Source organism: Humibacter sp., from assembly GCF_035547335.1.
In the GTDB taxonomy this organism is placed as follows: Bacteria; Actinomycetota; Actinomycetes; order Actinomycetales; family Microbacteriaceae; genus Humibacter.
In genome coordinates this window covers 62,450-88,229 of the sequence record NZ_DASZVF010000075.1, presented here as the reverse complement: position 1 = coordinate 88,229, position 25,780 = coordinate 62,450, and the positions used below count along the sequence as shown (strand labels likewise).

General features: G+C 68.2%; 20 protein-coding genes and 2 riboswitches. Of the genes, 8 read left to right on the top strand and 12 right to left on the bottom strand.

Annotation, left to right across the window (positions count from 1 at the left end; all coding sequences use genetic code 11):
* Nucleotides 1–20: 20 nt before the first annotated feature.
* From VHB92_RS15295 to VHB92_RS15285, 3 genes are all read right to left on the bottom strand, one after another.
* Nucleotides 21–1,130, bottom strand: coding sequence for an ABC transporter permease (locus VHB92_RS15295; RefSeq protein ID WP_325454625.1), 1,110 nt, complete (start codon nt 1,128–1,130; stop codon nt 21–23).
* 55 nt (nt 1,131–1,185) lie between these two features.
* Nucleotides 1,186–2,718 (bottom strand): ABC transporter permease subunit, encoded by a 1,533-nt coding sequence (locus VHB92_RS15290; RefSeq protein ID WP_325454624.1) that lies wholly within the window; start codon nt 2,716–2,718, stop codon nt 1,186–1,188.
* A gap of 174 nt (nt 2,719–2,892) precedes the next feature.
* Nucleotides 2,893–4,653, bottom strand: coding sequence for an ABC transporter family substrate-binding protein (locus VHB92_RS15285; protein ID WP_325454623.1), 1,761 nt, complete (start codon nt 4,651–4,653; stop codon nt 2,893–2,895).
* 340 nt (nt 4,654–4,993) lie between these two features.
* On the opposite strand from VHB92_RS15285, the gene VHB92_RS15280 reads away from it, so the two are divergent.
* Nucleotides 4,994–5,824 carry a CPBP family intramembrane glutamic endopeptidase gene (locus tag VHB92_RS15280; protein WP_325454622.1) on the top strand — a complete coding sequence of 277 codons (831 nt, stop codon included), beginning with the start codon at nt 4,994–4,996 and terminating at the stop codon, nt 5,822–5,824.
* 134 nt (nt 5,825–5,958) lie between these two features.
* On the opposite strand, the gene gcvP is transcribed toward VHB92_RS15280, so the two are convergent.
* Genes gcvP through gcvT form a run of 3 tightly spaced genes read right to left on the bottom strand, consistent with a single transcriptional unit; the run spans nt 5,959 to nt 10,485 of the window.
* Nucleotides 5,959–8,856, bottom strand: a complete 2,898-nt coding sequence (gcvP, locus tag VHB92_RS15275) for an aminomethyl-transferring glycine dehydrogenase (protein WP_414653124.1) — start codon at nt 8,854–8,856, stop codon at nt 5,959–5,961.
* Nucleotides 8,857–8,912: 56 nt separating this feature from the next.
* On the bottom strand, nt 8,913–9,299 hold the full coding sequence (gene gcvH / locus VHB92_RS15270; protein ID WP_325454621.1) for a glycine cleavage system protein GcvH: 387 nt from the start codon (nt 9,297–9,299) through the stop codon (nt 8,913–8,915).
* 1 nt (nt 9,300) lies between these two features.
* Nucleotides 9,301–10,485 (bottom strand): glycine cleavage system aminomethyltransferase GcvT, encoded by a 1,185-nt coding sequence (gene gcvT / locus VHB92_RS15265; RefSeq protein WP_325454620.1) that lies wholly within the window; start codon nt 10,483–10,485, stop codon nt 9,301–9,303.
* An 82-nt stretch (nt 10,486–10,567) separates the two neighbouring features.
* A riboswitch (glycine riboswitch) is annotated at nt 10,568–10,669 on the bottom strand.
* 1 nt (nt 10,670) lies between these two features.
* A riboswitch (glycine riboswitch) is annotated at nt 10,671–10,778 on the bottom strand.
* Between the two features lie 189 nt (nt 10,779–10,967).
* Here gcvT and VHB92_RS15260 point away from each other — a divergent pair.
* The 6 genes from VHB92_RS15260 (at nt 10,968) to VHB92_RS15235 (ending at nt 17,274) form a co-directional block, all read left to right on the top strand.
* Complete coding sequence (locus tag VHB92_RS15260; RefSeq protein ID WP_325454619.1) at nt 10,968–11,768, top strand: NUDIX hydrolase; 801 nt, start codon at nt 10,968–10,970, stop codon at nt 11,766–11,768.
* A gap of 104 nt (nt 11,769–11,872) precedes the next feature.
* Nucleotides 11,873–13,174 carry a quinolinate synthase NadA gene (gene nadA, locus VHB92_RS15255; protein ID WP_325454618.1) on the top strand — a complete coding sequence of 434 codons (1,302 nt, stop codon included), beginning with the start codon at nt 11,873–11,875 and terminating at the stop codon, nt 13,172–13,174.
* A 2-nt stretch (nt 13,175–13,176) separates the two neighbouring features.
* The gene (gene nadB, locus VHB92_RS15250; protein ID WP_325454617.1) at nt 13,177–14,802 is read left to right on the top strand and encodes an L-aspartate oxidase; all 1,626 of its coding nucleotides are present in this window, start codon (nt 13,177–13,179) and stop codon (nt 14,800–14,802) included.
* Nucleotides 14,796–15,674, top strand: a complete 879-nt coding sequence (gene nadC / locus VHB92_RS15245) for a carboxylating nicotinate-nucleotide diphosphorylase (protein WP_325454616.1) — start codon at nt 14,796–14,798, stop codon at nt 15,672–15,674. The genes nadB and nadC overlap by 7 nt, the downstream gene beginning before the upstream one ends.
* A 2-nt stretch (nt 15,675–15,676) precedes the next feature.
* Entirely contained in the window at nt 15,677–16,879 is a 1,203-nt protein-coding gene (locus VHB92_RS15240; RefSeq protein WP_325454615.1) for a cysteine desulfurase family protein, read from the top strand.
* Nucleotides 16,876–17,274, top strand: coding sequence for a PPOX class F420-dependent oxidoreductase (locus tag VHB92_RS15235; protein ID WP_325454614.1), 399 nt, complete (start codon nt 16,876–16,878; stop codon nt 17,272–17,274). Before VHB92_RS15240 ends, VHB92_RS15235 begins: the two co-directional genes overlap by 4 nt.
* Here the strand turns inward: VHB92_RS15235 and VHB92_RS15230 are convergent.
* On the bottom strand, nt 17,264–17,992 hold the full coding sequence (locus VHB92_RS15230; protein WP_325454613.1) for a class I SAM-dependent methyltransferase: 729 nt from the start codon (nt 17,990–17,992) through the stop codon (nt 17,264–17,266). The two genes, VHB92_RS15235 and VHB92_RS15230, sit on opposite strands and share 11 nt — an antisense overlap.
* A gap of 235 nt (nt 17,993–18,227) precedes the next feature.
* On the opposite strand from VHB92_RS15230, the gene VHB92_RS15225 reads away from it, so the two are divergent.
* On the top strand, nt 18,228–18,779 hold the full coding sequence (locus VHB92_RS15225) for a type 1 glutamine amidotransferase domain-containing protein (RefSeq protein ID WP_325454612.1): 552 nt from the start codon (nt 18,228–18,230) through the stop codon (nt 18,777–18,779).
* Nucleotides 18,780–18,829: 50 nt separating this feature from the next.
* Here VHB92_RS15225 and VHB92_RS15220 read toward each other — a convergent pair whose 3' ends face one another.
* From VHB92_RS15220 to VHB92_RS15200, 5 genes are all read right to left on the bottom strand, one after another.
* Entirely contained in the window at nt 18,830–19,654 is an 825-nt protein-coding gene (locus tag VHB92_RS15220) for a DNA-formamidopyrimidine glycosylase family protein (protein WP_325454611.1), read from the bottom strand.
* A gap of 39 nt (nt 19,655–19,693) precedes the next feature.
* Nucleotides 19,694–20,767, bottom strand: coding sequence for a redox-regulated ATPase YchF (ychF, locus tag VHB92_RS15215; protein WP_325454610.1), 1,074 nt, complete (start codon nt 20,765–20,767; stop codon nt 19,694–19,696).
* Nucleotides 20,768–20,849: 82 nt separating this feature from the next.
* A complete protein-coding gene (locus tag VHB92_RS15210) occupies nt 20,850–21,599 on the bottom strand; it encodes a class I SAM-dependent methyltransferase (protein WP_325454609.1) in 750 nt (249 codons plus the stop codon).
* A gap of 260 nt (nt 21,600–21,859) precedes the next feature.
* The gene (locus VHB92_RS15205) at nt 21,860–23,983 is read right to left on the bottom strand and encodes an ABC transporter ATP-binding protein (RefSeq protein ID WP_325454608.1); all 2,124 of its coding nucleotides are present in this window, start codon (nt 23,981–23,983) and stop codon (nt 21,860–21,862) included.
* Nucleotides 23,980–25,713, bottom strand: coding sequence for an ABC transporter ATP-binding protein (locus tag VHB92_RS15200; protein WP_325454607.1), 1,734 nt, complete (start codon nt 25,711–25,713; stop codon nt 23,980–23,982). The genes VHB92_RS15205 and VHB92_RS15200 overlap by 4 nt, the downstream gene beginning before the upstream one ends.
* Between the last annotated feature and the right edge of the window lie 67 nt (nt 25,714–25,780).

Genomic DNA, 25,780 nt, shown 5'->3' with positions numbered 1-25,780 from the left:
ACGTGGTGTTCGGGCGACACTTAGCTCTCCGCCTTGCCGCCGGTGCCGTGCGAGTCGGCATCCGCTGATGCGTCGTGGCTCGCCATCGACATCTCGATCCGCGTCGGCGCGTCGGTGTTCGTGGGCTCGTCCGGCTCCGGATCCTTCGTCCTGCGCAGGCTGAAGCGCTGCTGGCGAGGGTCGAACGCCTCGCGCAGACCGTCGCCGACGAAGTTCACGCACAGCGCCAGCAGCACGATGAACAGCGCGGGCCACCAGAACAGCCACGGCCGGGTGCTGAACGCGCTCTGGTTCTGGCTGATCAGCAGACCGAGCGAGGAGTCGGGCGCCTTGATGCCGAATCCGAGATAGCTGATCGCGGTCTCGAGCAGGATCGCGGCCGCGATGAGCAGCGTCGAGGCGACGATGATGACGCCGACCGCGTTCGGCAGGATGTGCCGGAAGATGATGCGGGCATCCGATGCGCCCGCGACCCGTGCCGCCTCCACGAACTCTCGCTCTCGCAGGGCGAGGAACTCGGCCCTGACGAGACGCGCGATCACCATCCACGACACCAGGCCGAGCAGTGCTGCCAGACCGAAAGCGCCGAGTCCGTTGGCCGTCCGTCCGACGATCGCGCCGACGACGAGGGCCGGGATCACGATGAAGATGTCGGTGATGCGCATCAGGATGGCGTCCACCCAGCCACGGAAGTACCCGGCGATGGCACCGACGATGACTCCGAGAACGGTGGCGAAGACTCCGAGCACGATCATGACCAGAACGGAGTTCTGGATGCCGCGCATGGTCAGCGCGAAGTAGTCCTTGCCGATGCGGTCCTGTCCGAACGGGTGGTCACCGAAGCTGAACGGCCACAACGTGAGCGTCGGAGCACCCTGGTTGACCTGCGGGTTGAGCTCCTTGTAGGTGTAGTGCCACCAACCGTGGATCGGACCGATGCCGATCGCCGACACCGAGAACACGAGCACCAGCACGTAGATGATCAGCGCGACGACCGCGATCTTGTTCTTGAGGAAGCGACGGAAGATGATCCGTCCCTGGCTCTGGCTCTTGCCACCGGGCTCGGTCTCTGCGGCGTCGACGCCGTCGTTCAGACTCGGCTCGGGGATGTTTCCCTGGATCGTGCTCATGCGGCCACCTCCGCAGCCAGTAGTTCCATGCCGTGCGTGCGCGTCTTGATTCCGGTCATCGCACACGCACCCTCGGGTCGAGCACCGAATACGTCAGGTCGGCGAGGAAGTTGAAGGCGATGGCGGTGATCGCGACCACCAGGAAGTAGCCCATGATCGGGTTCACGTCGGTTCGGAAGAGACCGGCGACGAAGAGCTGGCCCATGCCGCTGATGCCGAACACGAACTCCGTGATGACGGCACCACCGAGGAGCGCCCCGATGTCGGTGGCGACGAGTGTCGTGATCGGGATGAGCATGTTGCGGAAGGCGTGCCTGACGATCACGGTCCGCTCAGGAAGGCCCTTGGCGCGCGCCGTGCGCACGTAGTCCTGACCGAGCACCTCGAGCATGCCGGATCGCGAATACCGGGTGTAGCTGGCGAAGCTGATCGCGAGCAGGCTCAGCGTGGGCAGCAGGAAGTGAGTGAACGTGTCGAGGCCGGTGATCCAGACGTCGCCCTCGAGACCAGGTGTGCCGGATCCCACCGTTGCGAGCGGGCGGTCGTTCGTGATGTCCATGTACGCAGGCCACGACCGCATGAACCGGTCGAGCACGATGACGCCCGCACTGAAGAAGGCCGTCAGAGCGCCGATGCGCATCATGAGTCCGCGATCGTATCCGCCGACGAAGAACCCGACGGCCAGCCCGACACCGACGGTCACCACGGCGAGGATGATCAGCGTTCCAGCGCTGGACACGTTGAGCAGCCCCTGCAGGCCGAAGTAGCACCCGATGGCGATGAGCACGTTGATGCCGGCCGTGATCCACGCCTTGCGGTTGTGGAGACCGGCCAGAAGGGCCACGAACGCGAATCCGATCGCGGCGCAGAAGATGATCACCACGACGGGACCGAGCGACGGCTTCACAAACCAGTCCGTCGCCGACATGAACCACAGGATTGCCGCCGTGATAGCCCCCGAGATCAGGAACGTCACGACCCGCTTGCGGAAGTTGCCGCCGACGATGAGCTGCACGATGAGTCCGACGACCACGGCCCAGATCGCGAGCGCCAGAGGCGACAGCTTGGGGTCGGCGAGGAAGTTGTTGTAGCCGAGGGCGATGAAGCTCTTCAGCAGCACCGCGATCAGGAACGACGGCAGCGAGAACAGGAAGAAGCTCACGAGCGTGATCGAGTAGTCGAAGCCGCTGTACGCGCGCAGGGCCGTGACGATGCCGAGCGCGACGCCGAGCACGACGGCCAGCACGAACGCCACCGTGACGAGCTGCAGCGTCGCAGCCATCGCCTGCGGCAGCAGTTGCGAGACCTGCTGGTTCTGGAATGTGGTGCCCAGATCGCATCCGCCGCCGACGGGCACGATGCACCGGGCGACGCCGCCGAGCCAGAGCAGCCACCTGACGGGCGCCGGCAGGTCGAGGTGCTGGGTGTGGACGCGCGCCTCGATGAGCGCCGTCTTGTTGGGGGAATTGCTGCCTTCGAGATCCTGGAGCGGATCACCGGAGTTGGCCGCGAGCACGTACATGATGAACGACGCGGCGATCAAGATCAGGATCGAGACGCCGATGCGCCTCGCAATGTAACTCACCATAGTGAACGAACCTCTGCTAACAGGAGGCGCGATCGCATCGAACGGCGACGTTGCCGAATACTGCGTACGAAAGGGTACGCCGAGGCGACCGTGCCCAGCGACGGGGCGTCGAACCGAGTCGGTCCGACGCCCCGCGTGACTGAGCGATCTTAGCTGATCAGCTTATGGACTGTTTTACTTCGTCCACTCCCAGAAGTTCCAGAAGATGCCGTTCTGGCCGCCGAAGTACTTGATGCCCTTGACCTTTCCGGTGTAGGCGAACAGGCCAGGCGTCTGGAACAGCGGAAGGCCGTATCCGTCCTTGAACGTCAGCGCATCGATCTGCTGCTTGATCTGGAGCAACTTCGTGGGGTCGAGCGTCGTCTGCGACTTCACCGCGAGGTCGCTCGCCTCCTTGTCGTTGTAGTTGTTGTAGTTGCCGCCGTTGCCGATCTGGAACAGCTGCGGGAGCGCGGCGTTGCCTGCACCCGGGTTGATCCAGCCGAAGATCGACGCGTCATAGTCACCACCGGCGAGCAGCGAGCTCCACTGCGGCGAACCGCCGTCGACCACGTTGAAGCCGGCCTTGGCAGCCGAGGCCTGAATCGCCTGGAACGAGTCCACGCGGTTCGGGTTGCCCGTGTTGTACAGGATCTTCACGGTCGGGGTCTTGCCCGCGAGGAGCTGCTTCGCCTTGTCGATGTCGACCTTGTCGTACGCCGAGGAGCCGTTGTTCTTGACGGACTCGTCGTAGCCCTTCTGCTGCGGCAGGAAGACCTGCGAGTCCAGCACCTTCGCGTCGGGGTTGATCGGCGTGATGATCGACTTGAGGATGTCGGCACGCGGAATCGTGAGTAGGAACGCCTGACGGATCGTCGGGTCGCTGAACACGCTCGACTTGAAGTTCAGGTCGACGTGGTCGTACGCGGTCTGGTCGCCCTGGAGCACGTGAACACCGGAAACGGCCTTCAGCGCCTTCACCGTGTCGGCGGACGGCTGCGGCTGGATCGCGTCCACCTCGCCGTTCTGGAGAGCCGTGACCTGTGCGTTGGCGTCACCGATGAAGCGCATGACGAGCTTGCCGAACTTCACGGCGTGCTTGCCCTTGTACTCCTTGTTCGGCACCAGCGTCATCGACTGCTTCGGCGTCCACGCGGACACCTGCAGCGGGCCGCCGGAGACCAGAAGGTTCTTGTCCTTCGGCATCGCGGTCGCGTCGTAGCCCGTGTTGAAGAGCTTCGCGGCCTTCTGGATGATCGGGTTCGGCGCTGCCGGGTTGTCGGGGTCACCCTTCGGCGTCTTCAGGAACGCGTTCGTCAGATCCTTGGTGCTGACGCCGATCTCCTTGGCCGTGGAGTGCGCGGGGAACTGGATCGGGTTCACGAGCTCCCAGTCCACGTAGGGCTGGTCGTAGGTGAACGTGATGGTGCGGTTGTTGTTGCTGATCTTCGGCAGGTTCGTCGCGAACGGGCAGCCACCTGCTGTGGTGAAGTACTGCGTGCCCGAGGTGACGTCGCCGTCGTCGTTGAACTTGGCGGAGTCGTAGTAGCAAGCGGACTGAGCCCAGCCGAGCATCAGGTCATCCGCCGTCATCGCCACACCGTCCGACCACTTGGCATCGGGGTTCAGCGTGTACTCGACCTTGAGCGGATTGTCGCTGAGCTTCTTGTACGTGCCGAGGTCCGTGTTGTGGACGATGTTGTAGTTCTGGTCCAGCGTGAAGAACTGGGGCTGCGTCATCTGCCAGATGAAGCCGTTCGTGTCCAGGTTGCCCTGGGGGGTGTTGTAGTTGAACGACGACGCCTCATTGACCTCGGCGACCGTGATGGTCTTTCCGCCAGACGACGCTTCACCTGACGGCGTGCTTGTCGTGCAGCCGGAGAGCACAAGGCCCGCGGCGGCGGCGACCGCGACGGCACCCACAACGGGACGCAGACGCTTTCGCGTGATCTTCAATGTTCCTCCTGGTTGGGAATTTGGCGCACGACAGACCGGGGGCCGCGACATGCGCTAGATAGCAATGAAGATAGACACCTCCCGACCGAGGGACAAATCCCGCGGCGAGAACTGTTACGAGGTAGTAACCGGGATGCGACTTTCAGGCGCGCATGCGGCGCCCGACGCTCGTTTCCGTCGCGCTTCGCAACATTTGAGCAATATCGAATAATCCTCATTCCGGGTCATCGCGTCCGTCGTCGCACGACGAGAGCGGCCCTCGTCGGCAGTCTGCGGAACGTGACGGGTGAGAGCTCGGTGAAGCCGGGGCGACCGGGTGGCTCGTGACAGGATGACAGCCATGAGCGAGGCGAGCGGGACGCGGCGGGCGCGGGCATCCTTCCCGCTCGAGGTCGAGGTGGAGCACGAGCGGCGCCGCGCGCTGTGGTGGGAAGTGGCCATCGTGCTCGGGCTGTCGCTCGGGCAATCCGCCGTCTACTCGATCTTCACCATCGTGCAGCGGCTCGCGGCGCCCACGCCGCTCAAGGACCAGAGCACGCAGCTCAACCCGTCACAGTCGTCGACCCAGTGGGTGGACCTGACCTACCAGCTGCTCGACATCTTCTTCTCGCTCATGGCCGTCGCGCTCGTGATCTACCTGCTGTGGCTGCCCCGGCGGAGCGGGTTCCGGCGGATGGGCCTCGACTGGACGAGGCCGTGGCGCGACCTCGGCGGCGGCGCGCTTCTCCTGGCCGTCATCGGCGTTCCCGGTCTGGCTCTCTACGCGGTGGGACGGGCGGCCGGCATCACGGTTGACGTGCAGGCCTCTCCGCTCGACCAGTACTGGTGGACGGTGCCCGTGCTCCTGCTCTCGGCCGTGAGGGCCGCGCTGCAGGAGGAGGTCATCATGATCGGATACCTGTTCGCGCGACTGAAGCAGCTGGGCTGGAACTCGTGGTGGGTCATCGTCGCGTCCGCGCTGGTGCGCGGCAGCTACCACCTCTACCAGGGCATCGGACCGTTCTTCGGGAACGCCGCGATGGGCATCGTGTTCGGCTGGTGCTATCGACGCTGGGGTCGCGTGGCCCCGTTGGTCGTGGCGCACAGCCTGCTCGACATCGTCTCGTTCGTGGGCTATCCGCTCGCCGTCGCCCTCTGGCCGGGCGTCTTCGGACCCCCGCCCAAATCCTGAGACATACCGATTCAGTCGAGACCTGCCGCCACGCGGTCGGTGTCAGACGAAACCGGATGTCTCGGGGTTTTCGGCACGACCGTGCCCGTGCGTCCACGTGTCGGCCCGTGCATGGGCAGACGGCGGATCCGGCGCTACGCGAAGGCCTCCGGCGGAGGGCACGCGCAGAACAGGTTGCGGTCGCCCCACGCCTGGTCGATACGACGCACGGGCGGCCAGTATTTGTTCCGCACCAGCGACGGCACCGGATACACGGCCTGCTCGCGCGTGTACGGGTGGTTCCACTCCCCCACGACGGACTCCGCGGTGTGAGGCGCCCCGCGCAGCGGGTTGTCGTCCACCGGGTAGGTGCCGGCGCCGACGGCATCCGCTTCGGCCATGATCGCGATCATCACCTCGATGAAGCGGTCGAGCTCAGCGAGGTCCTCGCTCTCGGTCGGCTCGACCATGAGCGTGCCCGCCACCGGGAAGCTCATGGTGGGCGCATGAAACCCGTAGTCGATCAGACGCTTCGCCACGTCGTCCACCGTGACGCCGGTGGCGTCCGTGAGCGGGCGGATGTCGAGGATGCACTCGTGCGCCACCAGCCCGCGCTCACCCGCGTAGAGCACCGGATAGTGCTCGCGCAGTCGCGCCGCGATGTAGTTGGCCGAGACCACGGCGGACGCGGTCGCCCGCGAGAGCCCCTCCGTGCCCATCATGCGCACGTACGCCCAGGAGATCGGCAGGATGCTCGGGCTCCCGTACGGCGCCGCCGACACGGGTGCGCCCTCGTGTGCGTACCCCACGTGGTCGTTCGACTGCATCATCGGATGGCCGGGCAGGAACGGGGCGAGGTGCGCCTTCGCGGCGACCGGGCCGACGCCGGGCCCGCCCCCGCCGTGCGGGATGCAGAACGTCTTGTGCAGGTTGAGGTGCGAGACGTCGCCTCCGAAATCGCCGAACCGCGCGAATCCGAGCAGGGCGTTGAGGTTGGCCCCGTCGATGTACACCTGCCCGCCCGCAGCGTGCACTGCGTCGATGACCTCGACCACGTCGTGCTCGTACACGCCGTGCGTGGACGGGTAGGTGATCATGAGGGCCGCCAGCTCAGCGGCGTGCTCGGCCACCTTGCCGCGCAGGTCGTCGAGGTCGACGTTTCCCGACGCATCCGTCGCCACCACGACGACGCGCATGCCGGCCAGCACGGCGGACGCCGCGTTGGTGCCGTGCGCGGACTGCGGAATGAGGCACACGGTGCGGTGCGTGTCGCCGTTGGAGTCGTGGTAGCCGCGGATCGCGAGCAGGCCGGCGAGCTCCCCCTGACTGCCCGCGTTGGGCTGCAGAGACACGGTGTCGTATCCCGTGAGCTCGGCGAGCCACGTCTCGAGCTGGGCGACGAGGTCGAGGTAGCCGTCGACATCCGACGCCGGGGCGAACGGATGCACCTGCGAGAACTCCGACCAGGTGACCGCCGCCATCTCGGTCGCCGCGTTGAGCTTCATGGTGCACGAGCCGAGCGGGATCATGCCCCGGTCGAGCGCGTAGTCGCGATCGGCGAGGAGCTTCAGGTAGCGCATCATCGCCGTCTCGGAGTGGTACGAATTGAACACCGGATGCGTGAGGTACGCGCTCGTGCGCACCAGCGGTTCCGGAAGAGCCGACGGGGCGCCGTGAGACGACGGGTCTCCTCGCTCGAGTCCGAACACCTCGACCAGGAGAGCTTCCGACAGCGCGCTGTCGCCTGCGGTCACCTCGTCGAACGCCACCGCGACCGTATCCGCGTCGACGCCCGAGATGAGCAGCCCGTGGCCGTGCGCGGCCTCCACCAGCTCCGCCGCGCGCCCTGGCACCTTCACGGCGAGCGTGTCGAAGAAGTGCTCGTGCGCGAGCTCGAAGCCGGCGTCGCGCAGGCGGCGTGCTGCAGCAGCTGCGGCGCCGTGCACGTTCTGGGCGATCGCGCGGATGCCGCGCGGACCGTGGTACACGGCGTACATCGAGGCCATCACGGCCAGCAGCACCTGGGCCGTGCAGATGTTGCTCGTGGCCTTCTCGCGGCGGATGTGCTGCTCGCGGGTCTGCAGCGTGAGGCGGTACGCAGGCTTGCCTGCGGCATCCTGGCTGACCCCGACGAGACGCCCGGGCAGCTGCCGCTCCAGCCCCGACCGCACCGCCATGTACCCGGCGTGCGGCCCGCCGAACCCCATCGGCACGCCGAAGCGCTGAGTGGTTCCGACGGCGATGTCGGCGCCGAGTTCGCCGGGCGCGGTGATGAGCGCGAGAGAGAGCAGATCCGCGGCCACGACCGCGAGGCCGCCTTTGTCGTGCACGGCATCGATGACGGGCGACGGATCCCAGACGCGTCCGGATGCCGACGGGTACTGCACGAACGCGCCGAACGCATCCGGCAGCCCGGCCGGGTCGCCGTCGAAGTCGTGCTCGACGAGCTCGATGCCGACGGCCGCCGCTCGGCCGCGGAGGATGGCCAGCGTCTGCGGGAACGCGTCGCGGTGCACGAGGAAGACGTTGGACTTCGCCCTCGACGCCCGCCGCGCGAGCAGCATCCCCTCGGCGACCGCCGTGCCCTCGTCGAGCATCGAGGCATTGGCGATGTCGAGGCCCGTGAAGTCGCACACCAGCTGCTGGAAGTTGATCAGCGCCTCCAGACGCCCCTGCGAGATCTCCGGCTGGTACGGGGTGTAGGCCGTGTACCAGCCGGGGTTCTCGAGCACGTTGCGCTGGATGACCGCCGGCGTCAGCGTCCCGTAGTAGCCGAGCCCCAGGAACGACGTGTTCACGCGGTTGCGCGACGCCAGCTCGCGCAGCTCCCCGAGCGCCTCCCGCTCGCTCACGCCCTGCACCGGCAGTGCGCGGTGCGGCAGGTCGACGTCGGCGGGCAGCTGGATGCCTTTGGGCACCGCCGTGCGCACCAGCTCGTCGACCGAGTCGAAGCCGAGCTCATCGAGCATGACGCGCGTGGCATCCGCGTCGGGTCCGATGTGCCGGTCGGCGAACGTCGTGCGCGCGCCGCCTCCGGCCGGGGCGCGGGTCACGCCGTCCGCCTCGTCCGCTGCCTCTGCGACGGCACGGCCGCCCGCCGAAGTGCCGCTCACGCGGACTCACCGATGAGAGCCGCGTACGCCTCGGCGTCGAGCAGGTCCTCGAGTCGCGAAGCGTCGGCGACGCGCACCTTGAGCAGCCAGCCCTCGCCGAACGGATCGCTGTTGACGAGCTCGGGAGAGGACACGACTGCGTCGTTGGCCTCGACGACCTCGCCCGTGACGGGCGCGAACAGCTCCCCGACCGACTTGGTCGACTCGATCTCGCCGACGACCGTGCCCTCAGCAGCGTCGCTCCCGGCGGAGGGGAGGTCGACGTACACGACGTCGCCGAGCTTCTCCGCCGCGTACTCGGTGATGCCGACGGTGGCGAGGTCGCCGTCCACCAGTACCCATTCGTGCTCTGCGGTGTACCTGCGGTCGGTGGGCACGGCCATGTCAGTTCTTCTTTCTGCTGTAGAAGGGCAATGCGGTGACGGTGAACGGGATGCGCGAGCCGCGCACCTCCACGTCGAGCTCGGTGCCGGGCTCGGCGTACTGCGGGTCGACGTAGGCGAGGGCGATGGGATGCTCGAGCGTCGGCGAGAGCGCACCGGAGGTGACCTCTCCCACGGGCGAGTCGTCGGCGCCTTCCGCCGTGGCGTGCACGTGCAGCGTGTACCCGGCCCGCGCGGCGCGCTTGCCGGCGCCCGCGAGACCGACGAGCACACGGGCATCCGCGGCTGCTCCCTGCTCGATGGCGGACCGGCCCACGAAGTCGCCCGGTTTGTCGAGGGCGACGACGCGGCCGAGACCGGCCTGCGAGGGAAACGTTCCGGCCGTGAGCTCGTGGCCGTAGAGCGGCATGCCGGCCTCCAGCCGCAACGTGTCGCGCGCGGCGAGGCCTGCGGGGATGAGTCCGGCGCCCGCTCCGGTCTCGAGCAGTGCATCCCAGAGGGCGCGCGCGTTGTCGGGCGCGAGGTAGAGCTCGAAGCCGTCTTCGCCGGTGTAGCCGGTGCGGGCGATCAGCACGGGCTGGTCCTGGAACGTGCCAGACAGCGACCGGTAGTACTTGAGCGCGGCGAGCGCGTTCTCCACGTCGGGTTCCTCGCGGTCCTCTGGCACGTCATCGCCGGCCTCGATGCCCAGCTCCTCGACGTTCTGCAGTATCTCGAGCGCTCTCGGCCCCTGGATCGCGATGAGCGCGATGTCGTCGGACTCGTCGTAGACATCCGCGTCGAAGGATGCCGCGCGCCGGTCGAGCTCGTCGGCCACGACCTGGCGGTTGGCCGCGTTCGCCACCACGAGATAGCGGTCGGCACCGGTTCGGTACACGACGAGATCGTCGAGGATGCCGCCTCGCTCGTTGAGCAGAAGGGTGTACTTCGCCTGCCCGCGTTCGAGCGCCGAGAGACGACCGGCGAGCGCGTAGTCGAGCGCGTCGGCGGCCTGCGGACCGAGCACGACGATCTCGCCCATGTGCGAGAGGTCGAACAGGCCGGCGGCGGTGCGGACGGCGTGGTGCTCGGCGAGGTCGCTCGAGTAGCGAACCGGCATCTGCCAGCCCGCGAAGTCCGTGAAGCTAGCGCCGGCCGCGACATGTGCCTCGTTCAGCGGCGACACGCGAGTCGAGTCCTGGGCCATGAGTTCTCCGTTTCTTTTCGCTGGGGAACCGAAGGGTCCGCCCGTCGAAAGCGTCACGCACCACGTGGTGCGTTACGGGAACTCCCCCTCTGTCACTGAATGCCTGAGAGATTCGGACCGGCGTGCCGGACCTTTCACCGTGGGCGAGACCAGGTCGGGCGACCTGATCTGCTCTCCAGAGCGGCCAGTTCGATGCGGTAGGGGTACCTGAGAGATTGTCGGGGAGGATTGCTCCTTCGGTGTCCGTTCGCGCTGCCGGCATGGCAGCTCGTGGACTCTCCCGCATCGACCGTGTGGCCCGATCTTCAGTTGTGCGCTCAGCCTATCGTGCGCGGTGGTCCCGCGCCCGCGCTCCTGGCTCGACCGGCGCACATCCGTCGTGCCGCGTCGGCGCCTGAGCGACGACCGTCCGCGTCATTCAGTTCGAGTCAGTACCACCGAAAGGTGTAATATGAGTTCAGGTCAAAGCGACTTTTACTCTCATGACAGATCACGCCATCCCCTCCGACAGCGGTCAGCTCCCAGAGCGAGACCACGAAGACCTGGCGCGCGCGCATGCGTCGGGCGCGGATGTGGAACTGGCCGTCTCGACCGTCATCTTCGCGCTGCGCAGCGACGACCGCTTCGGGGCGCAGGGCCTGGCGCCCACCCTCTGGCTGCCGCTCGTGCGGCGCATCCGGGAACCGTTCGAGGGCCGATGGGCGCTTCCCGGCGGGCCGCTGCGGGTGACGGAGGGACTCGCGGATGCCGCGCGCCGCACGCTCGGCGACACGACAGGCCTCGCCCCTCGCTACCTGGAACAGCTGTACGCGTTCGGCGACGCCGACCGCTCCCCGCTCGTGCGCCCCAGCGCGGAGCTGCCGGGCGCGGCTCGCGTGGTCTCCATCGTGTACTGGGCCCTCGTCGGCTCCGGCGAGGCCGCCAGGGCCACGACGGGACAGAACGTGCGATGGTTCCCCGCCGACGAGCTGCCGCCGCTCGCGTTCGACCACAACGTGATCGTCGAATACGCGCTCTGGCGCCTGCGCAACAAGATGGAGTACTCCCGCATCGCGCACGCCCTGCTCGGCGAGACCTTCACGCTCGCCCAGCTGCGCGAGGTGCACGAGGCGGTGCTCGGCAAGCCTCTCGACCCGGCCAACTTCCGCAGGTCGATGGAGGCATCCAACGCCCTCGTCGACACCGGTGAGCGGCTCACCGGCACCCGCCATCGTCCGCCGAAGCTCTATCGCTACGACGAGTCCGTCGACCTCGCCGACAACGGCCCGCTCCCGCCGCCCTGAACGGGAACACGACCCGCGACCCCCGCACCATTCCCACCGCAGAAGCAGCCGTTCCACAGCCAGTCGTTCCACAGCCAGTCGTTCCACAGCAGAGAAGGCATCCCATGACCCTGACAGCCTCCGTCGACACCACCATCCGCCTCATCGAATCCGGCGCGGAGTCCGGCGAGACCTGTACACCAGAACTCGTCGAAGCACCGTGGGCCTTCGACCTCGGGATGCCCGGCTACGGACCCGGAGCATCCATGGCCGACCCGATCCCGGTGAACTCGCCCGTGCAGGGCGAGCTGCCGCAGGAGTACCGCGACGCGTCCGCGGACGAGCTGGCCGACCGCATCCGAGCCGCCAAGCGCACGCTGGGAGACCGCGTCATGGTGCTCGGACACTTCTACCAGCGCGACGAGGTCGTGCAGTTCGCGGACTTCGTCGGCGACTCGTTCCAGCTCGCGAACGCCGCCAAGGCGCACCCCGAAGCTGAGGCCATCGTGTTCTGCGGTGTGCACTTCATGGCCGAGACGGCCGACATCCTCACCTCGCGCGAGCAGAGCGTGATCCTGCCCAACCTGGCAGCGGGATGCTCGATGGCCGACATGGCCGACATCGACTCCGTGGAGGAGGCGTGGGACCAGCTCATGGGCGTCTACTCCGACGAGAGCGCGGAGAGCGACGGGCTCGCCTCGGTCATCCCCGTCACGTACATGAACTCCTCGGCAGCCCTGAAGGCGTTCTGCGGCAGGCACGGCGGCATCGTCTGCACGTCGTCGAACGCGTCCACGGTGCTGCGCTGGGCGTTCGAGCGCGGCAAGCGCGTGCTGTTCTTCCCCGACCAGCACCTGGGACGCAACACGGCCAAGGCGATGGGCATCCCGGTCGAGCGGATGCCCATGTGGAACCCGCGCAAGGCGCTCGGCGGCAACGACGCGGACGCGCTGCTGGATGCCCGCGTCATCCTGTGGCAGGGGTTCTGCTCGGTGCACAAGCGGTTCACCGTGTCCCAGATCGAGCAGGCCAGGGCGACGTATCCCGGCGTGCGCGTGATCGTGCACCCGGAGTGCTCGATGGAGGTCGTGGATGCCGCCGACGAGTACGGGTCGACCGACTACATCGTCAAGGCGATCCAGGCGGCGCCCGCCGGTTCGACGTTCGCCATCGGAACGGAGATCAACCTCGTGCAGCGGCTCGCGGCCGAGTACCAGCAGCACACCATCTTCTGCCTGGACCCCGTCGTCTGCCCCTGCTCGACGATGTACCGGATCCACCCCGGCTATGTCGCCTGGGTTCTCGAGTCGCTCGTGAACGGAACGGTGGTCAACCAGGTGCGCGTCTCCGACGACGTCGCGTCCGACGCGCGAGTGGCGCTGGAGCGGATGCTCGCGGCGCGCCCCGACACCACGATGGCGGCCTGAGCATGCCCCGCGTGATCGTCGTCGGCAGCGGCATCGCCGGACTCACCACGGCGCTGCGGGTCTCGTCGTTCGCCGACGTGACGCTGCTGACCAAGGGCTCGCTCGAGGAGAGCAACACGCTCTACGCGCAGGGCGGGATCGCGGCCGCGCTCTTCGACGATGACGACGTCGACCTGCACGTCGCGGACACGCTTCTGGCCGGCGCGGGCCTCGGCGACGAGGATGCCGTGCGCATCCTCTGCTCGGAGGGTCCGGCGCGCGTTCGGGAGCTCATCGGCTCCGGCGTGCCGTTCGACCGCGAAGGAGCAGGCCTCGCTCGTGGGCTCGAGGCCGCTCACTCGCGGGCGCGGGTGCTGCACGCGGGAGGCGACGCGACGGGGCGCGCGATCGAGCTGACGCTCGCGGCCCGCGTGCGGGCATCGGGAGTGCGCATCCTGGAGCACACGATGCTCGCCGACATCGTGGTCGAGGAGTCGAGAGTCGTGGGCGCGCGCGTCGTGGACGACCGCGGCAACAGGTCGACGCTGGCGGCAGAGGCCGTCGTGCTCGCCACCGGCGGCGCCGGCCGACTGTACGCCCACACGACGAATCCGGCCGTCGCCACGGGAGACGGGGTGGCCGCGGCGTGGCGGGCGGGCGCCGAGCTGGCCGACCTGGAGTTCTACCAGTTCCACCCGACGGCCCTCGCCGCACCGGGCGGAACCCTCGTCTCCGAAGCCGTCCGCGGAGAGGGTGCCGTGCTCGTCGACGCCTCCGGCTCGCGGTTCATGACGCGTGTGCATCCGGATGCCGAGCTCGCCCCCCGCGACATCGTGGCTCGCGGCATCGCCAGGCAGATGCAGTTGCAGAACGGCTCGCCCGTGCTGCTGGATGCGACCCGCCTCGGACGCGCGTTCCTCGCCAGGCGCTTTCCCACCATCCAGGCCGCGTGCGACGCGGCCGGTCTCGACTGGGCGAGGCAGCCGATTCCGGTGACGCCGGCGGCCCACTACTGGATGGGCGGGGTGAGGACGGATGCCTGGGCGCGCACGAGCATCCCCGGGCTGTTCGCCGTCGGTGAGGCGGCGTGCACCGGTGCACAGGGTGCGAACCGCCTGGCCTCCAACTCGCTGCTGGAGGGACTCGTGTTCGCCGCGCGTGCCGCCGACGCGCTGTCCGCGTCGGAACTGCCGGCTTCTCCTCTCACGGACACCTGGACCGCGTCGGCGGAGCCGGGCGAACAGCGGGTGGGAACGGATGGCGCACCGTCGGCTGCCGACGAGCTGCGGGACGTCATGTGGCGGTTCGCCGGTGTCGAGCGCGACGCCGACGGGCTGACCGAGGCGCTGGGCCACCTCGATCGCCTGCAGCGCGGCACGAGCGGCGATGCCGGCCGCGCGGACCGCGCAAGCTCGGCGATCGCCGAACTGGAGGAGCGCAACCTGCTCACCATCGGCCGGCTCGTCGTGCTGTCCGCGCTGGCCCGCGGGGAGTCGCGCGGCGCGCATTTCCGTCGTGACTTCCCCGAGACGGACGCCACAGGCGAGCACAGCATCATGGTCAACCGGGCGGGCGAGGCGGCCATCGGCTCCTCGCACCGGCTCAGCGCCCGGGAGGGCTTCATCGGAGAGGTGGTCGCCGCGTGCTGACCCAGCAGATCATCGACCGCGTCGTCCTGGCCGCCCTCGACGAGGATGCGCCGTGGGGCGACGTGACCAGCGAGCTGTTCATCCCCGAGCAGGCGACAGCCACAGCGCGCCTCGTCGCCAGGGAGAGCGGCGTGTTCTCCGGCGGCGGCGTGCTCACGCGCACCATGCTCGCCGTGGACGAGCGGCTCGACATCGACGTGCTCGTCGCCGACGGCGAGTCGTTCTCGAAGGGGCAGACGCTCGCGACCGTGTCCGGGCCTGCGCGCGGCATCCTGCGCGGCGAGCGCGTCGCACTGAACCTCGTGCAGCGCATGAGCGGCATCGCGACGCTCACGGCCGCGTACGTGCGGCTTGCGGCGGGAACCCGGGCACGCATCGTGGACACGCGCAAGACCACGCCGGGCCTGCGGGCCCTGGAACGCCACGCCGTGGTGTGCGGCGGGGGCAGGAACCACCGCAACTCGCTTTCCGACGCGGTCATGGCGAAGGACAACCACCTCGCCGTGCTGACCGCGGACGGTCGTTCGGTGACCGACGCCATCCGATCGGTGCGCGAGCGTCTCGGGCACACCACGCACCTCGAGGTCGAGGTCGACCGCATGGACCAGATCGAGCCCGTGCTGGCCGGAGGCGTCGACACGATCATGCTCGACAACTTCACGCCGGACGAGTTGCGCGAAGGCGTCGCCCTCGTGGGCGGGAGGGCGATCGTGGAGGCCAGCGGCAACGTCAACCTCGACACGGTCGCGGCGATCGCGGCGACGGGCGTGGACATCATCTCGGTCGGTGCCCTGACCCACAGCGTGCGCTCGCTCGATCTCGGTCTCGACGTCGAGGTCGACGCGCCCGCACTCGCACCGCAAGCCGGCTGATCATGTCCACGCTCTACCTCGACGCCGCGGCCACCACACCGGTGCGCCGCGCTGCGCTCGAGGCCGCGTGGCCCTACCTCACGGGCGAATACGGCAACCCGTCGAGCACGCACGAGGCCGGGCTGCGCGCCGCTGAGGCGCTGAAGGATGCCCGCCGCCGCGTCGCCACCGTGCTCGGCTGCCGCGCATCCGAGGTGGTCTTCACCTCCGGCGGAACCGAAGGTGACAACCTGGCCATCAAGGGGATCGCGCTCGCGGAGCCGCGCGGACTCCACCTCGTCACGGTGGCGACCGAGCATGAGGCGGTGCTGGAGTCTGCGGACTTCCTGCGCCGGGTGTACGGCTTCACGGTGGACTTCGTGCCGGTGGATGGCGACGGACGCGTGACGGCGGATGCGCTGTGCTCCGTGCTGCGACCGGACACCACTCTGGTGTCCATCGCCTACGCCAACAACGAGATCGGGACCGTGCAGCCGATCGCCGAGCTTGCGGCGGCGGCGCACGAAGCGGGCGCACGCTTCCACACGGACGCGGTGCAGGCGGCCGGAAAGCTGTCGCTCGATGTCGCAGCGCTCGGCGTCGACGCGCTCTCCTTCTCGGGACACAAGGTGGGGGCGCCGAAGGGGTCCGGCGCGGTCTTCGTGCGCGGCAGCATCCCGCTGGAGCCCGTGCTGCACGGCGGCGGACAGGAACGCGGGCGCCGCTCCGGCACCGAGAACGTGGCGTTCACCGTGGCGCTCGCGACCGCTCTCGAGGCGGCGGAGCAGGAGCGTCGTGCCCACGCCGCCGCCTGCGTGGGCACGACCGATGCCGCGCGAGACGAGTTCGTCGACGCCGTGCTGTCGCGCGTGCCTGGGGCACGGCTGACCGGGCATCCGCGCGAGCGCATCGCCGGTCATGCCTCGTTCGTCATCGATGGTGTCAACGGCGAGACCGTGCTGCTGGAGCTCGAACGGCGCGGCGTCGTCGCCTCGAGCGGGTCGGCGTGCGCTGCGGGCCGGACCGAGCCGTCCCACGTGCTCACGGCACTGGGCCTGGCCGATGACGAGGCATCCACTGCCGTTCGCTTCAGCTGGACGACGGCATCCCGCGACGACCTCGCGCACGCGGTGGATGCCCTCGTCGACGCAGTCGAGACAGTGCGCGGCATGGGGCAGACGCCTGACGAGCGGGACCAGGGAAGGACCGCCAGGATGGAGGGATGACGGCTTCCGACATCATCCCCTCCGACCTGCTGCCCATGCTCGAAGAGCCCAACTTCGGGTTCCTCGGCACCGTTCGCCCGGACGACACCGTGCAGGTCAACCCCATGTGGTTCGAGTTCGACGGCGAGCACATCCGGTTCACGCACACCACGAAGCGTCAGAAGTACCGGAATCTGCGCCGCAACCCGTCGATGAGCCTCTCCGTGGTGCGCGAACGCGATTTCTACCGGTTCCTCGAGGTGCGCGGACGGCTCGTGGAGGTGATCCCGGATCCCGAGGGCGAGTTCTACGTGCGGCTCGGAAAGCGGTACGGGGACGCCGACGTGCAGCCGCCTGCCGACCGTGCCGACCGCGTCATCCTCGTCATGAGCGTCGAGCACGCCGTCACGAACTGACGGCGCGCGCGACGAACACGAACTCCCGGCCAGGCCGGTCCGGCGCGTCGCGTACCTCGTCCACCGTGTACCCGGCCTCGACGAGGGAGCGCTCGAGCTCGTCGCGGGAGCGGAACCGCAGGGTGGACGTCGAGTGGAGCGTCTCGCCGCTCGGCAGGATCAGCGTGCTCTCGAACGTGACGAACGGTGGTGCGACCTCGGCGAGGTCGGTCCACGTGCGCACTCGGCCGACTCCCTTGAGTTGGGTGTCGATGTAGGTGCGCTCGCGCGTCCATTCCCGCCAGGCCTGCTTCTCGGGGTCTCGTGACTCGAAGACAAGCCTGCCGCCAGGGCGCAGCGCAGAGTGGATGCCCGCGAGCGTCGCCATCCACTCCTCGTCGGTGAGGAACACCTGAGCAACGTTCCCCGTCATGAAGGCCAGATCGGCAGTGAGGGGCGGCAAGGTCGTCGCGTCGCCGTGGATCCAGCGGACGGACTCAGCGCCCGGCTTCGTGCGGGCGACGTCGAGGGACGCGCGCGCCGGATCGACGCCCACCACGTTCCGCCCGGACCTCGCCAGCAGGCACGCGAAGGTGCCCGTGCCGCATCCGACGTCCAGCACGGTCTGCGCCTTGAACTCGTCCACTATGGCGGCATACACGTCGAGATCGCCGCGATCCGGATCGAGCGGGTCGTAGAGACGCGCGAAACGCGGGTCGTCGAAGAGAGCGTCAGGCATCGGGCCAGTCTGCCAGCGGTTCGTGCACTGGTGGCGCGTGGGGCGCGTGCACCCATGGCGCGTGGGGTGCGGCGGCGCGGCCCGACGGGGCGTGTGGCCGGCCCGGTCAGCTCGACGGGGCCGGCCCGGTCAGTTGGACGGGGTCGGCCCGGCAACCCGACGTTCGGGACGTGCTCGGGCCCGAGGGCTGTCAACCCCTGGGAGCCCGCAGCAGCCCGCTCGTACGGTCGTCTGCATGAGCGGAGAACTGAACGGCAAGAAGGTCGCCTTCCTGGCGACGAACGGGTACGAAGACGCCGAGCTGACCTCGCCGTGGGAGGCGCTGCAGACCGCCGGTGCCACGCTGACGATGGTCTCGCCCGAGTCCGGCAGCATCACGGGCAAGAACGGGCACGAGCAACCGGTGGATGCTGCGGTGTCCGACGTGCAGGCATCCGACTTCGATGCGCTCGTGCTGCCCGGAGGCGTCGTCAACGCCGATCACCTGCGCATGGACCAGCCGTCCGTCGGTTTCGCGAAAGCCTTCTTCGAGCAGCACAAGCCTGTGGCCGCCATCTGCCACGCGCCGTGGACGCTCATCGAGGCCGGCGTCGTCGACGGACGGCGCATGACGAGCTACAGCAGCCTCCAGACCGATCTGCGCAACGCCGGCGCCGACTGGGTGGACGAGGAAGTCGTCGTGGATCAGGGGCTCGTGACGAGCCGGACCCCCGACGACCTTCCCGCCTTCAACGCGAAGACCATCGAGGAGTTCGGCGAGGGCAAGCACGAGGGACAGACGGTCTGACCCGCAGCGCCCTGCCAGGGTGCAGCGTTGTGGCAGGCCGCGAGGTCGTGTCAGATCGGGAGGATGACTCCCCCGGTCTGACACGACGGGCAGTACTGCGCTGTCGTGCTAGCGAACGCGAAATCGAGGATGGTTCCCTCGCAGTCCGGGCACGGCTCCCCCGTGCGACCGTGCACCTGCATCGCCTCCGTCTTCGCTGCTTTCAGATCGGCGATCGGGATGCCGCGACGCGCGTCCGTGGCCGACCGGATGACCGCGACCGTCTGCTCGCACAGCCGGTCGAGTTCCTCGTCGCCGAGGTCTGACGAGTGCGAGACCGGGTTCAGCCGCGCTGCGAACAGGATCTCGTCGGAGTACGCGTTGCCTATCCCCGAGATCGACTTCTGCTCCTCGAGGATCGCCTTGAGCTGTTTGCGCCGTCCCCCGAACGCCCGGTCGAAGTCCGCGCGAGTGTAGCCGGGGTCGGCGGGGTCCGGTCCAAGTGCCGCGACCGTCGAGACGTCGAGCGGGTCGTCGACCACCCAGGCTCCGAGGGAGACCCACCCGCCGGCATCCGTCAGCTCCAGCCGGGTGCCATCGTCGAAGTCGAGCAGAGCCAGGGCGGGCGGCGGGTCCGGCGGCAGCTCGGCGTCTCCCCACCGAGCCCAGCCATGCCTGCCGAGTGAGATCACAAGGTGCGTATCGCCGAACTCGAGGTCGACCAGCTTGCCGTAACGGCGTGCCCCCGTCACGCGCTCTCCCACGAGCGACTCCGGCTGGCGAGCCCGCGTCTTGATCACGCGGAACTCCAGCACGTCCACCGCGGTGAGCGTGCTGCCGGCGAGCCGCTCACCGACCTGATCGGCGAGCGCCTGTACCTCGGGTGACTCGGGCATGGGGCCAGCCTTGCACAGACATCCGTCACCGGCGACGGGTCAGTTGTTGAAGCGGAATTCCACCACGTCGCCGTCCTGCATGACGTAGTCCTTGCCTTCCAGGCGCGCCTTGCCGTGTGCTCGCGCTTCGTGCACCGAGCCGAGCTCGACGAGGTCGGCAAACGAGATGACCTCCGCCTTGATGAAGCCCTTCTCGAAGTCGGTGTGGATGACGCCGGCGGCCTGCGGGGCCTTCCAGCCCTTGTGGATCGTCCACGCGCGCGACTCCTTCGGGCCCGCGGTGAGGAACGTCTGCAGACCCAGGGTGTCGAATCCGATGCGCGCGAGCTGATCGAGCCCGCTCTCGTCCTGCCCGGTGGAGGCGAGCAGCTCGGCGGCATCCTCGGGGTCGAGGTCGATGAGCTCGGACTCGATCTTCGCGTCGAGGAACACGGCCTGGGCGGGGGCGACGAGAGCGGCCAGCTCCGCCTTGCGAGCGGCATCCGTCAGCACGGCCTCGTCGACGTTGAACACGAAGATGAACGGCTTCGAGGTGAGCAGTCCGAGTTCTCTGATCGGAGCGAGGTCGAGTCCGGATGCCGACAGCAGCACGCCCCGCTCCAGCGCGTCCTTCGCCGCCAGCGCCGCCTCCAGCACGGAGGCGTCGAGCTTGCGACCGCGCACCTCCTTCTCGTACCTGACGACCGCCTTCTCGAGCGTCTGGAGGTCGGCGAGCATGAGCTCCGCGCCGATCGTCTCCAGGTCGTTCGCCGGGTTCACCTCGCCCTCCACGTGCACGACGTCGGAGTCGGCGAATCCGCGCACGACCTGGGCGATGGCATCCGCCTCGCGGATGTTCGCGAGGAACTGGTTGCCGAGACCTTCGCCGGTGGATGCGCCGCGCACGATGCCGGCGATGTCGACGAAGCTCACCGTGGCGGGCACGATGCGCTCCGAATGGAACAGATCGGACAGCGTCTGCAGGCGCGGGTCGGGCAGGTTCACCACGCCGACGTTGGGCTCGATGGTGGCGAACGGGTAGTTCGCCGCGAGCACCTGGTTCTTGGTCAGCGCGTTGAAGAGGGTGGACTTGCCGACGTTGGGCAGGCCGACGATGCCGATAGTGAGAGCCACGGGCATCCATCGTATCCGGCGGCCGTGCACCGCCCCTGTGGCCGTCGGAATGCCCGGCCATCAGTGAGCGGAGTCGAAACTCTCAGGGGCGAAGGTAGCGGAAGGCGAGTGTGACGTACGGGAGCTCGATGGTCTCTCGACCGGCTACCTGCGGATGCGTCGCCAGCAGCTCGCGAACCGCAGAAAGCGTCTGCGCCTGGTCTGCAGGCGTCATGACCGCGAAGTAGCTGCGCGAGCGCACGAGATCGAGGAGGCCCTCCCGGTCGAACGGCTGGGTCCACTCGAACGCGGCGCGCTCCGGCTCGCCGAACGGGGCACCCACATGGGGATCGTCGTCCATGCCCTCCGTGTACTGGTCACCGTCGGCATGCATCGCCACACCGAGCTCGCGCACCCAGTCGACGCGTTCGTCGCGGAAATTCCACACCAGGCCGAGCGAGCCTCCCGGCTTCAGCACGCGGCCGGCCTCCGCCGAGGCAGCGACCGGGTCGACCCAGTGCCAGGCCTGTGCGTACGTGACGGCATCCACCGATTGGTCGGGCAACGACAGCCGCTCCCCCGTTCCGACCAGAGTCTGCACACCGGGCACCGTCGACCGCAGTACCTCGAGCATCTCGGGCGACGGGTCGACGGCGACCACCTCCCTGCCCTCCGCCGCGAGACCCCGGGTCAGCTTGCCGGTTCCGGCTCCGACATCGAGCACATGACGCTGCTCCGGCCGCACGAGCCAGGAGGTGGCATCCGCCGGGTAGCCGGGGCGCGAGGCTTCGTAGACATCGGCGACACCGCCGAACGACCGGGCATGCTCGAGCTTGGCGTTGCGTGGCTCCATGCGCTCACCCTACGGCCCCGTGCTCAGTCAAGAGTGCCCCGTGCTCAGTCAGGACGGCCGCATACGCAGTCAAGACGGCCCCGTGCGCACAAGACGGGCTCGTGCTCAAGGGAGAGGCCGCGGGTTCAGTCGAGACGCTCGCGGGCTCAGTCGAGACGGCCGTGTGCTTAGGCGACCGTATCCAGACAGGACGACCGCGCACGACGACTCTCGTCAGGCGGCCGCCACGCAGGCTGTCGGGTTGGCGGGCACCGGCCCGCTCAGTCGACCACTGCCGCATCCGGTTCGTCGCGCTCGGCGATCTCGCGCGCCTCCTCCGCCAGCGGATCGCCCTGCATGCCGGCGAACTCCTGGTCGAGGTCGGACGCCGCCTGCTCGAACTGCGAGTTGTACAGGCGGAAGTACGCACCCTCGGCGCGGATGAGCTGCTCGTGCGTTCCCTGCTCCACGATGTCGCCGTGCTCCATCACGAGGATGAGGTCGGCATCCCGGATCGTGGACAACCGGTGCGCGATCACAAACGACGTGCGTCCCTTGCGGAGGGCAGCCATGGCGTGCTGCAGCAGCAGCTCGGTGCGCGTGTCGACGGAGCTCGTCGCCTCGTCGAGGATGAGCACGGACGGCCGGGCGACGAAGGCGCGCGCGATCGTGATGAGCTGCTTCTCGCCGGCCGAGATGTTGGAGGCATCCTCGTCGAGCATGGTGTCGTACCCGTCGGGCAGCGAGTGCACGAAGCGGTCGACGTACGTCGCCCTCGCGGCCTCGAGGATCTGCTCGTCCGTGGCGTCGGCGTTTCCGTACCGGATGTTCTCCCTGATGCTTCCGGCGAACAGCCACGGATCCTGCAGCACCATCCCCGTCTTCGCGCGCACGTCGCGCCGCGTGAGGTCGGCGATGTTCTGGCCGTTCAACAGGATGCGTCCGCCGTCGAGCTCGTAGAACCGCATGATGAGGTTGACGAGCGTGGTCTTGCCCGCACCTGTCGGACCGACGATCGCGACGGTCTCGCCCGGTTTCACGCTGAACGAGAGATCGCGGATCAGGGGACGCTCTGCCGAGTACGAGAACGACACGTGGTCGAACACGATCGTGCCGTCGCCGTCGACCGGCTTCGGCGCATCCACCGCGTCCGGCTCCTGCTCGCTCTGGTCGAGCAGTTCGAACACGCGCTCGGCAGACGCCGTGCCCGACTGCACGACAGCCGCCATGCCGCCGAGCTCCGACAGCGGCTGGGTGAACTGCTGTGAGTACTGGATGAACGCCTGCACGTCACCGAGCCGCAGCTGACCGCCTGCCACCATGAGCGCACCGATCACGGCGATGCCCACGTAGGTGAGGTTCCCGACGAACATCATCGCCGGCATCATCGTGTTCGACAGGAACTGCGCCTTGAACGAGGCCTGGTACAGCTCCTCGTTCTCGGCCTTGAACGCCTCGCGCGAGCTCCTCTCGCGGCCGAACACCTTGACGAGCGCGTGGCCCGAGAACGACTCCTCGACCCTGGCGTTCAGCCTGCCGACCTTGCGCCACTGGATGCCGAACGCCTTCTGCGAGCGCGGACCGATGACGCCGAAGATGATGCCCATCAGCGGAAGCGTGACGAGCGCCACGAGAGTGAGCTGCCACGAGATGGACAGCATCATGATGAGCACGCCGATGACCGTGAGCACGCTGGTCAGCGCCTGCGACAGCGACTGCTGCATCATCTGCGTGATGTTGTCGATGTCGTTCGTCACCCGGGAGATGAGCTCCCCGCGCTGCACCCGGTCGAAGTAGCTGAGCGGCAGCCGGTTGATCTTCGCCTCGACCTGCTCGCGAAGCCGCCACATCGTGCGCACCATGATCACGTTGATCACGTAGCCCTGCAGCCAGGCCAGCACGGATGACCCGACGTACAGCGCGAGGACGATGAGCAGCACCTGCCCGAGCCGCGTGAAGTCGACGCCCTGCCCTGGAACGAGGTCGTGCATCGCGGCGACGATGTTCGCCAGGTCGTGCTGACCGGACTGGTTCAGCTGGTCGACGACCTGCTGCTGCGTCACGCCGTGCGGCAACTGCTTGGAGATCACGCCCTCGAACAGGATGTTCGTGGCCTCGCCCAGCACCTTCGGCGCCAGCACCGCGAGGACGACCCCGATGGCGCCGAGGACCGACACGAACACGAAGGCGACGGCATTCGGCTTGAGTAGTCCGACGAGTCGACGGAACGTCGGCCCGAACTGCTTGGCCTTCCCCGGTGCGACGCCGCCGGTCCAGTCGTCGGCGGAGATCCTCGCCTGCTCGGCGAGCTCGAGCTCCGCCTTCTCCTCGGCGCTCAGTTCCGCGACCTCGCTACCGGTGCGCTCTGCGGCGCCGGCCCTGTTCTTCGTCTTGCGGGGGCTCATCGGCCTGCCTCCACTCCGAGCTGGGATTCCACGATCTCGCGGTACGTCGTGTTGGATTCGAGGAGCTCCTCGTGGGTGCCGAGCCCGACCATGCCGCCGTCCTCCAGCACGACGATGCGGTCGGCATCCGTGATCGTGGAGACGCGCTGCGCGACCACGATCTTGGTCACCTCGGGAAGCTCGCGCCACAGGGCCTGGCGGAGGTGGGCATCCGTCGTGAGGTCGAGCGCGGAGAAAGAGTCGTCGAACACCAGAATCTGCGGCCGGTGCACGATCGCCCTCGCGATGGCGAGACGTTGTCGCTGGCCGCCGGAGACGTTGGTGCCGCCCTGAGCGATACGCGCATCCAGCCCGCCCTCCATCTGGGCGACGAAGTCGGAGGCCTGCGCGATCGAGAGCGCCTGCCACAGCTCGGCGTCCGTCGCGTCCTCCCGACCGAACCGGAGGTTCGACGACACGGTGCCGGTGAAGAGGAACGGGCGCTGCGGAACGAGGCCGATCGTGCGCCAGAGGGCTTCGAGGTCGGCGTCGCGGACATCCACTCCCCCGACCTTCACCGATCCGGCCGTGACGTCGAACAGTCTCGGGATGAGAGAGACGAGCGTCGTCTTGCCTGCGCCGGTCGAGCCGACGACGGCCACCGTCTCTCCCTTGGCTGCGGAGAAGGTGATCCCGGAGAGCACAGGCTGCTCCGCGCCGGGATACGTGAACGTGGCGTCGACGAACTCGACCGCGCCCGTTGACGGGAACGCGGCGACCGGCTCGGCCGCTCGCTTCAACGAGGTGTCGGATGCGAGCACCTCGCCGATGCGCTCGGCCGACACCGCCGCCCGCGGGATCATCATCGTCATGAAGCTCGCCATCATGACGCCGGACAGGATGATCATCACGTACTGCATGAAGGCGAACAGAGTGCCGATCTGAACCTCGCCGGAATCCACCTTGATGCCGCCGAACCAGATGACGCCGATCACCGTGATGTTCAGGATCAGCATGACGACCGGGAACAGCAGCACGAACAGCGAGCCCACCCGGCGACCCACGTCGAGGATGCCCGTGTTGGCGTCGCGGAAGCGCTGCTCCTCGATCGGCTCCCGCACGAAAGCGCGGATGACGCGGATGCCGGTCAGCTGCTCGCGCATGATGCGGTTCACGCCGTCCAGCCGCTTCTGGTAGCTGCGGAACAGCGGAACCATCCGGCTGATGACGAGCGCCGCGACGATGAGCAGCAACGGGACCGCGACGGCGATAAGCCAGGACAGGCTCACGCTCTGCCGAACGGCGAGGATGATGCCGCCGATCGCGAGCAGCGGTGCTGAGACCAAGAACGTGGCCGACATCATCGCGAGCATCTGCACCTGCTGCACGTCATTCGTGTTGCGGGTGATGAGAGAGCCGGCACCGAACGTCGTGACTTCGCGCTCGGAGAACGCGGAGACGCGCTCGAAGACATCGTCGCGCACGTCGCGGCCCAGCCGCATCGCGGCCCTCGCGGCGAAGAACGTGGCGATGACGGATGCCACGATCTGGCCGAGCGAGATGGCGAGCATGACGCCGCCGTTGCGCCAGATGTAGCCGGTGTCGCCCTTGGCGACGCCGTTGTCGACGATGTCGGCATTGAGGCTGGGCAGGTAGAGACTCGCGAGCGCGGACGCAAACTGGAACACGAGAACGCCGAGCAGCAGCCAGCCGTACGGCTTGAGATAACGGACGAGGAGCTTGAGCAGCACGAGATACTCCGATTGAGTGCGGGGTGCTTGAGATGTGAGGTGCGCTTTCGGGTGTGCCGAGCATCCT

Excerpts from the sequence above, each read along its gene's own strand:
- VHB92_RS15295 (WP_325454625.1), bottom strand. The coding sequence starts at position 1,130 with ATGAGCACGATCCAGGGAAACATCCCCGAGCCGAGTCTGAACGACGGC.
- VHB92_RS15290 (WP_325454624.1), bottom strand. The coding sequence starts at position 2,718 with ATGGTGAGTTACATTGCGAGGCGCATCGGCGTCTCGATCCTGATCTTG.
- VHB92_RS15280 (WP_325454622.1), top strand. The coding sequence starts at position 4,994 with ATGAGCGAGGCGAGCGGGACGCGGCGGGCGCGGGCATCCTTCCCGCTC.
- gcvH (WP_325454621.1), bottom strand. The coding sequence starts at position 9,299 with ATGGCCGTGCCCACCGACCGCAGGTACACCGCAGAGCACGAATGGGTA.
- gcvT (WP_325454620.1), bottom strand. The coding sequence starts at position 10,485 with ATGGCCCAGGACTCGACTCGCGTGTCGCCGCTGAACGAGGCACATGTC.
- VHB92_RS15260 (WP_325454619.1), top strand. The coding sequence starts at position 10,968 with ATGACAGATCACGCCATCCCCTCCGACAGCGGTCAGCTCCCAGAGCGA.
- nadA (WP_325454618.1), top strand. The coding sequence starts at position 11,873 with ATGACCCTGACAGCCTCCGTCGACACCACCATCCGCCTCATCGAATCC.
- nadB (WP_325454617.1), top strand. The coding sequence starts at position 13,177 with ATGCCCCGCGTGATCGTCGTCGGCAGCGGCATCGCCGGACTCACCACG.
- VHB92_RS15240 (WP_325454615.1), top strand. The coding sequence starts at position 15,677 with ATGTCCACGCTCTACCTCGACGCCGCGGCCACCACACCGGTGCGCCGC.
- VHB92_RS15235 (WP_325454614.1), top strand. The coding sequence starts at position 16,876 with ATGACGGCTTCCGACATCATCCCCTCCGACCTGCTGCCCATGCTCGAA.
- VHB92_RS15230 (WP_325454613.1), bottom strand. The coding sequence starts at position 17,992 with ATGCCTGACGCTCTCTTCGACGACCCGCGTTTCGCGCGTCTCTACGAC.
- VHB92_RS15225 (WP_325454612.1), top strand. The coding sequence starts at position 18,228 with ATGAGCGGAGAACTGAACGGCAAGAAGGTCGCCTTCCTGGCGACGAAC.
- VHB92_RS15220 (WP_325454611.1), bottom strand. The coding sequence starts at position 19,654 with ATGCCCGAGTCACCCGAGGTACAGGCGCTCGCCGATCAGGTCGGTGAG.
- VHB92_RS15210 (WP_325454609.1), bottom strand. The coding sequence starts at position 21,599 with ATGGAGCCACGCAACGCCAAGCTCGAGCATGCCCGGTCGTTCGGCGGT.
- VHB92_RS15205 (WP_325454608.1), bottom strand. The coding sequence starts at position 23,983 with ATGAGCCCCCGCAAGACGAAGAACAGGGCCGGCGCCGCAGAGCGCACC.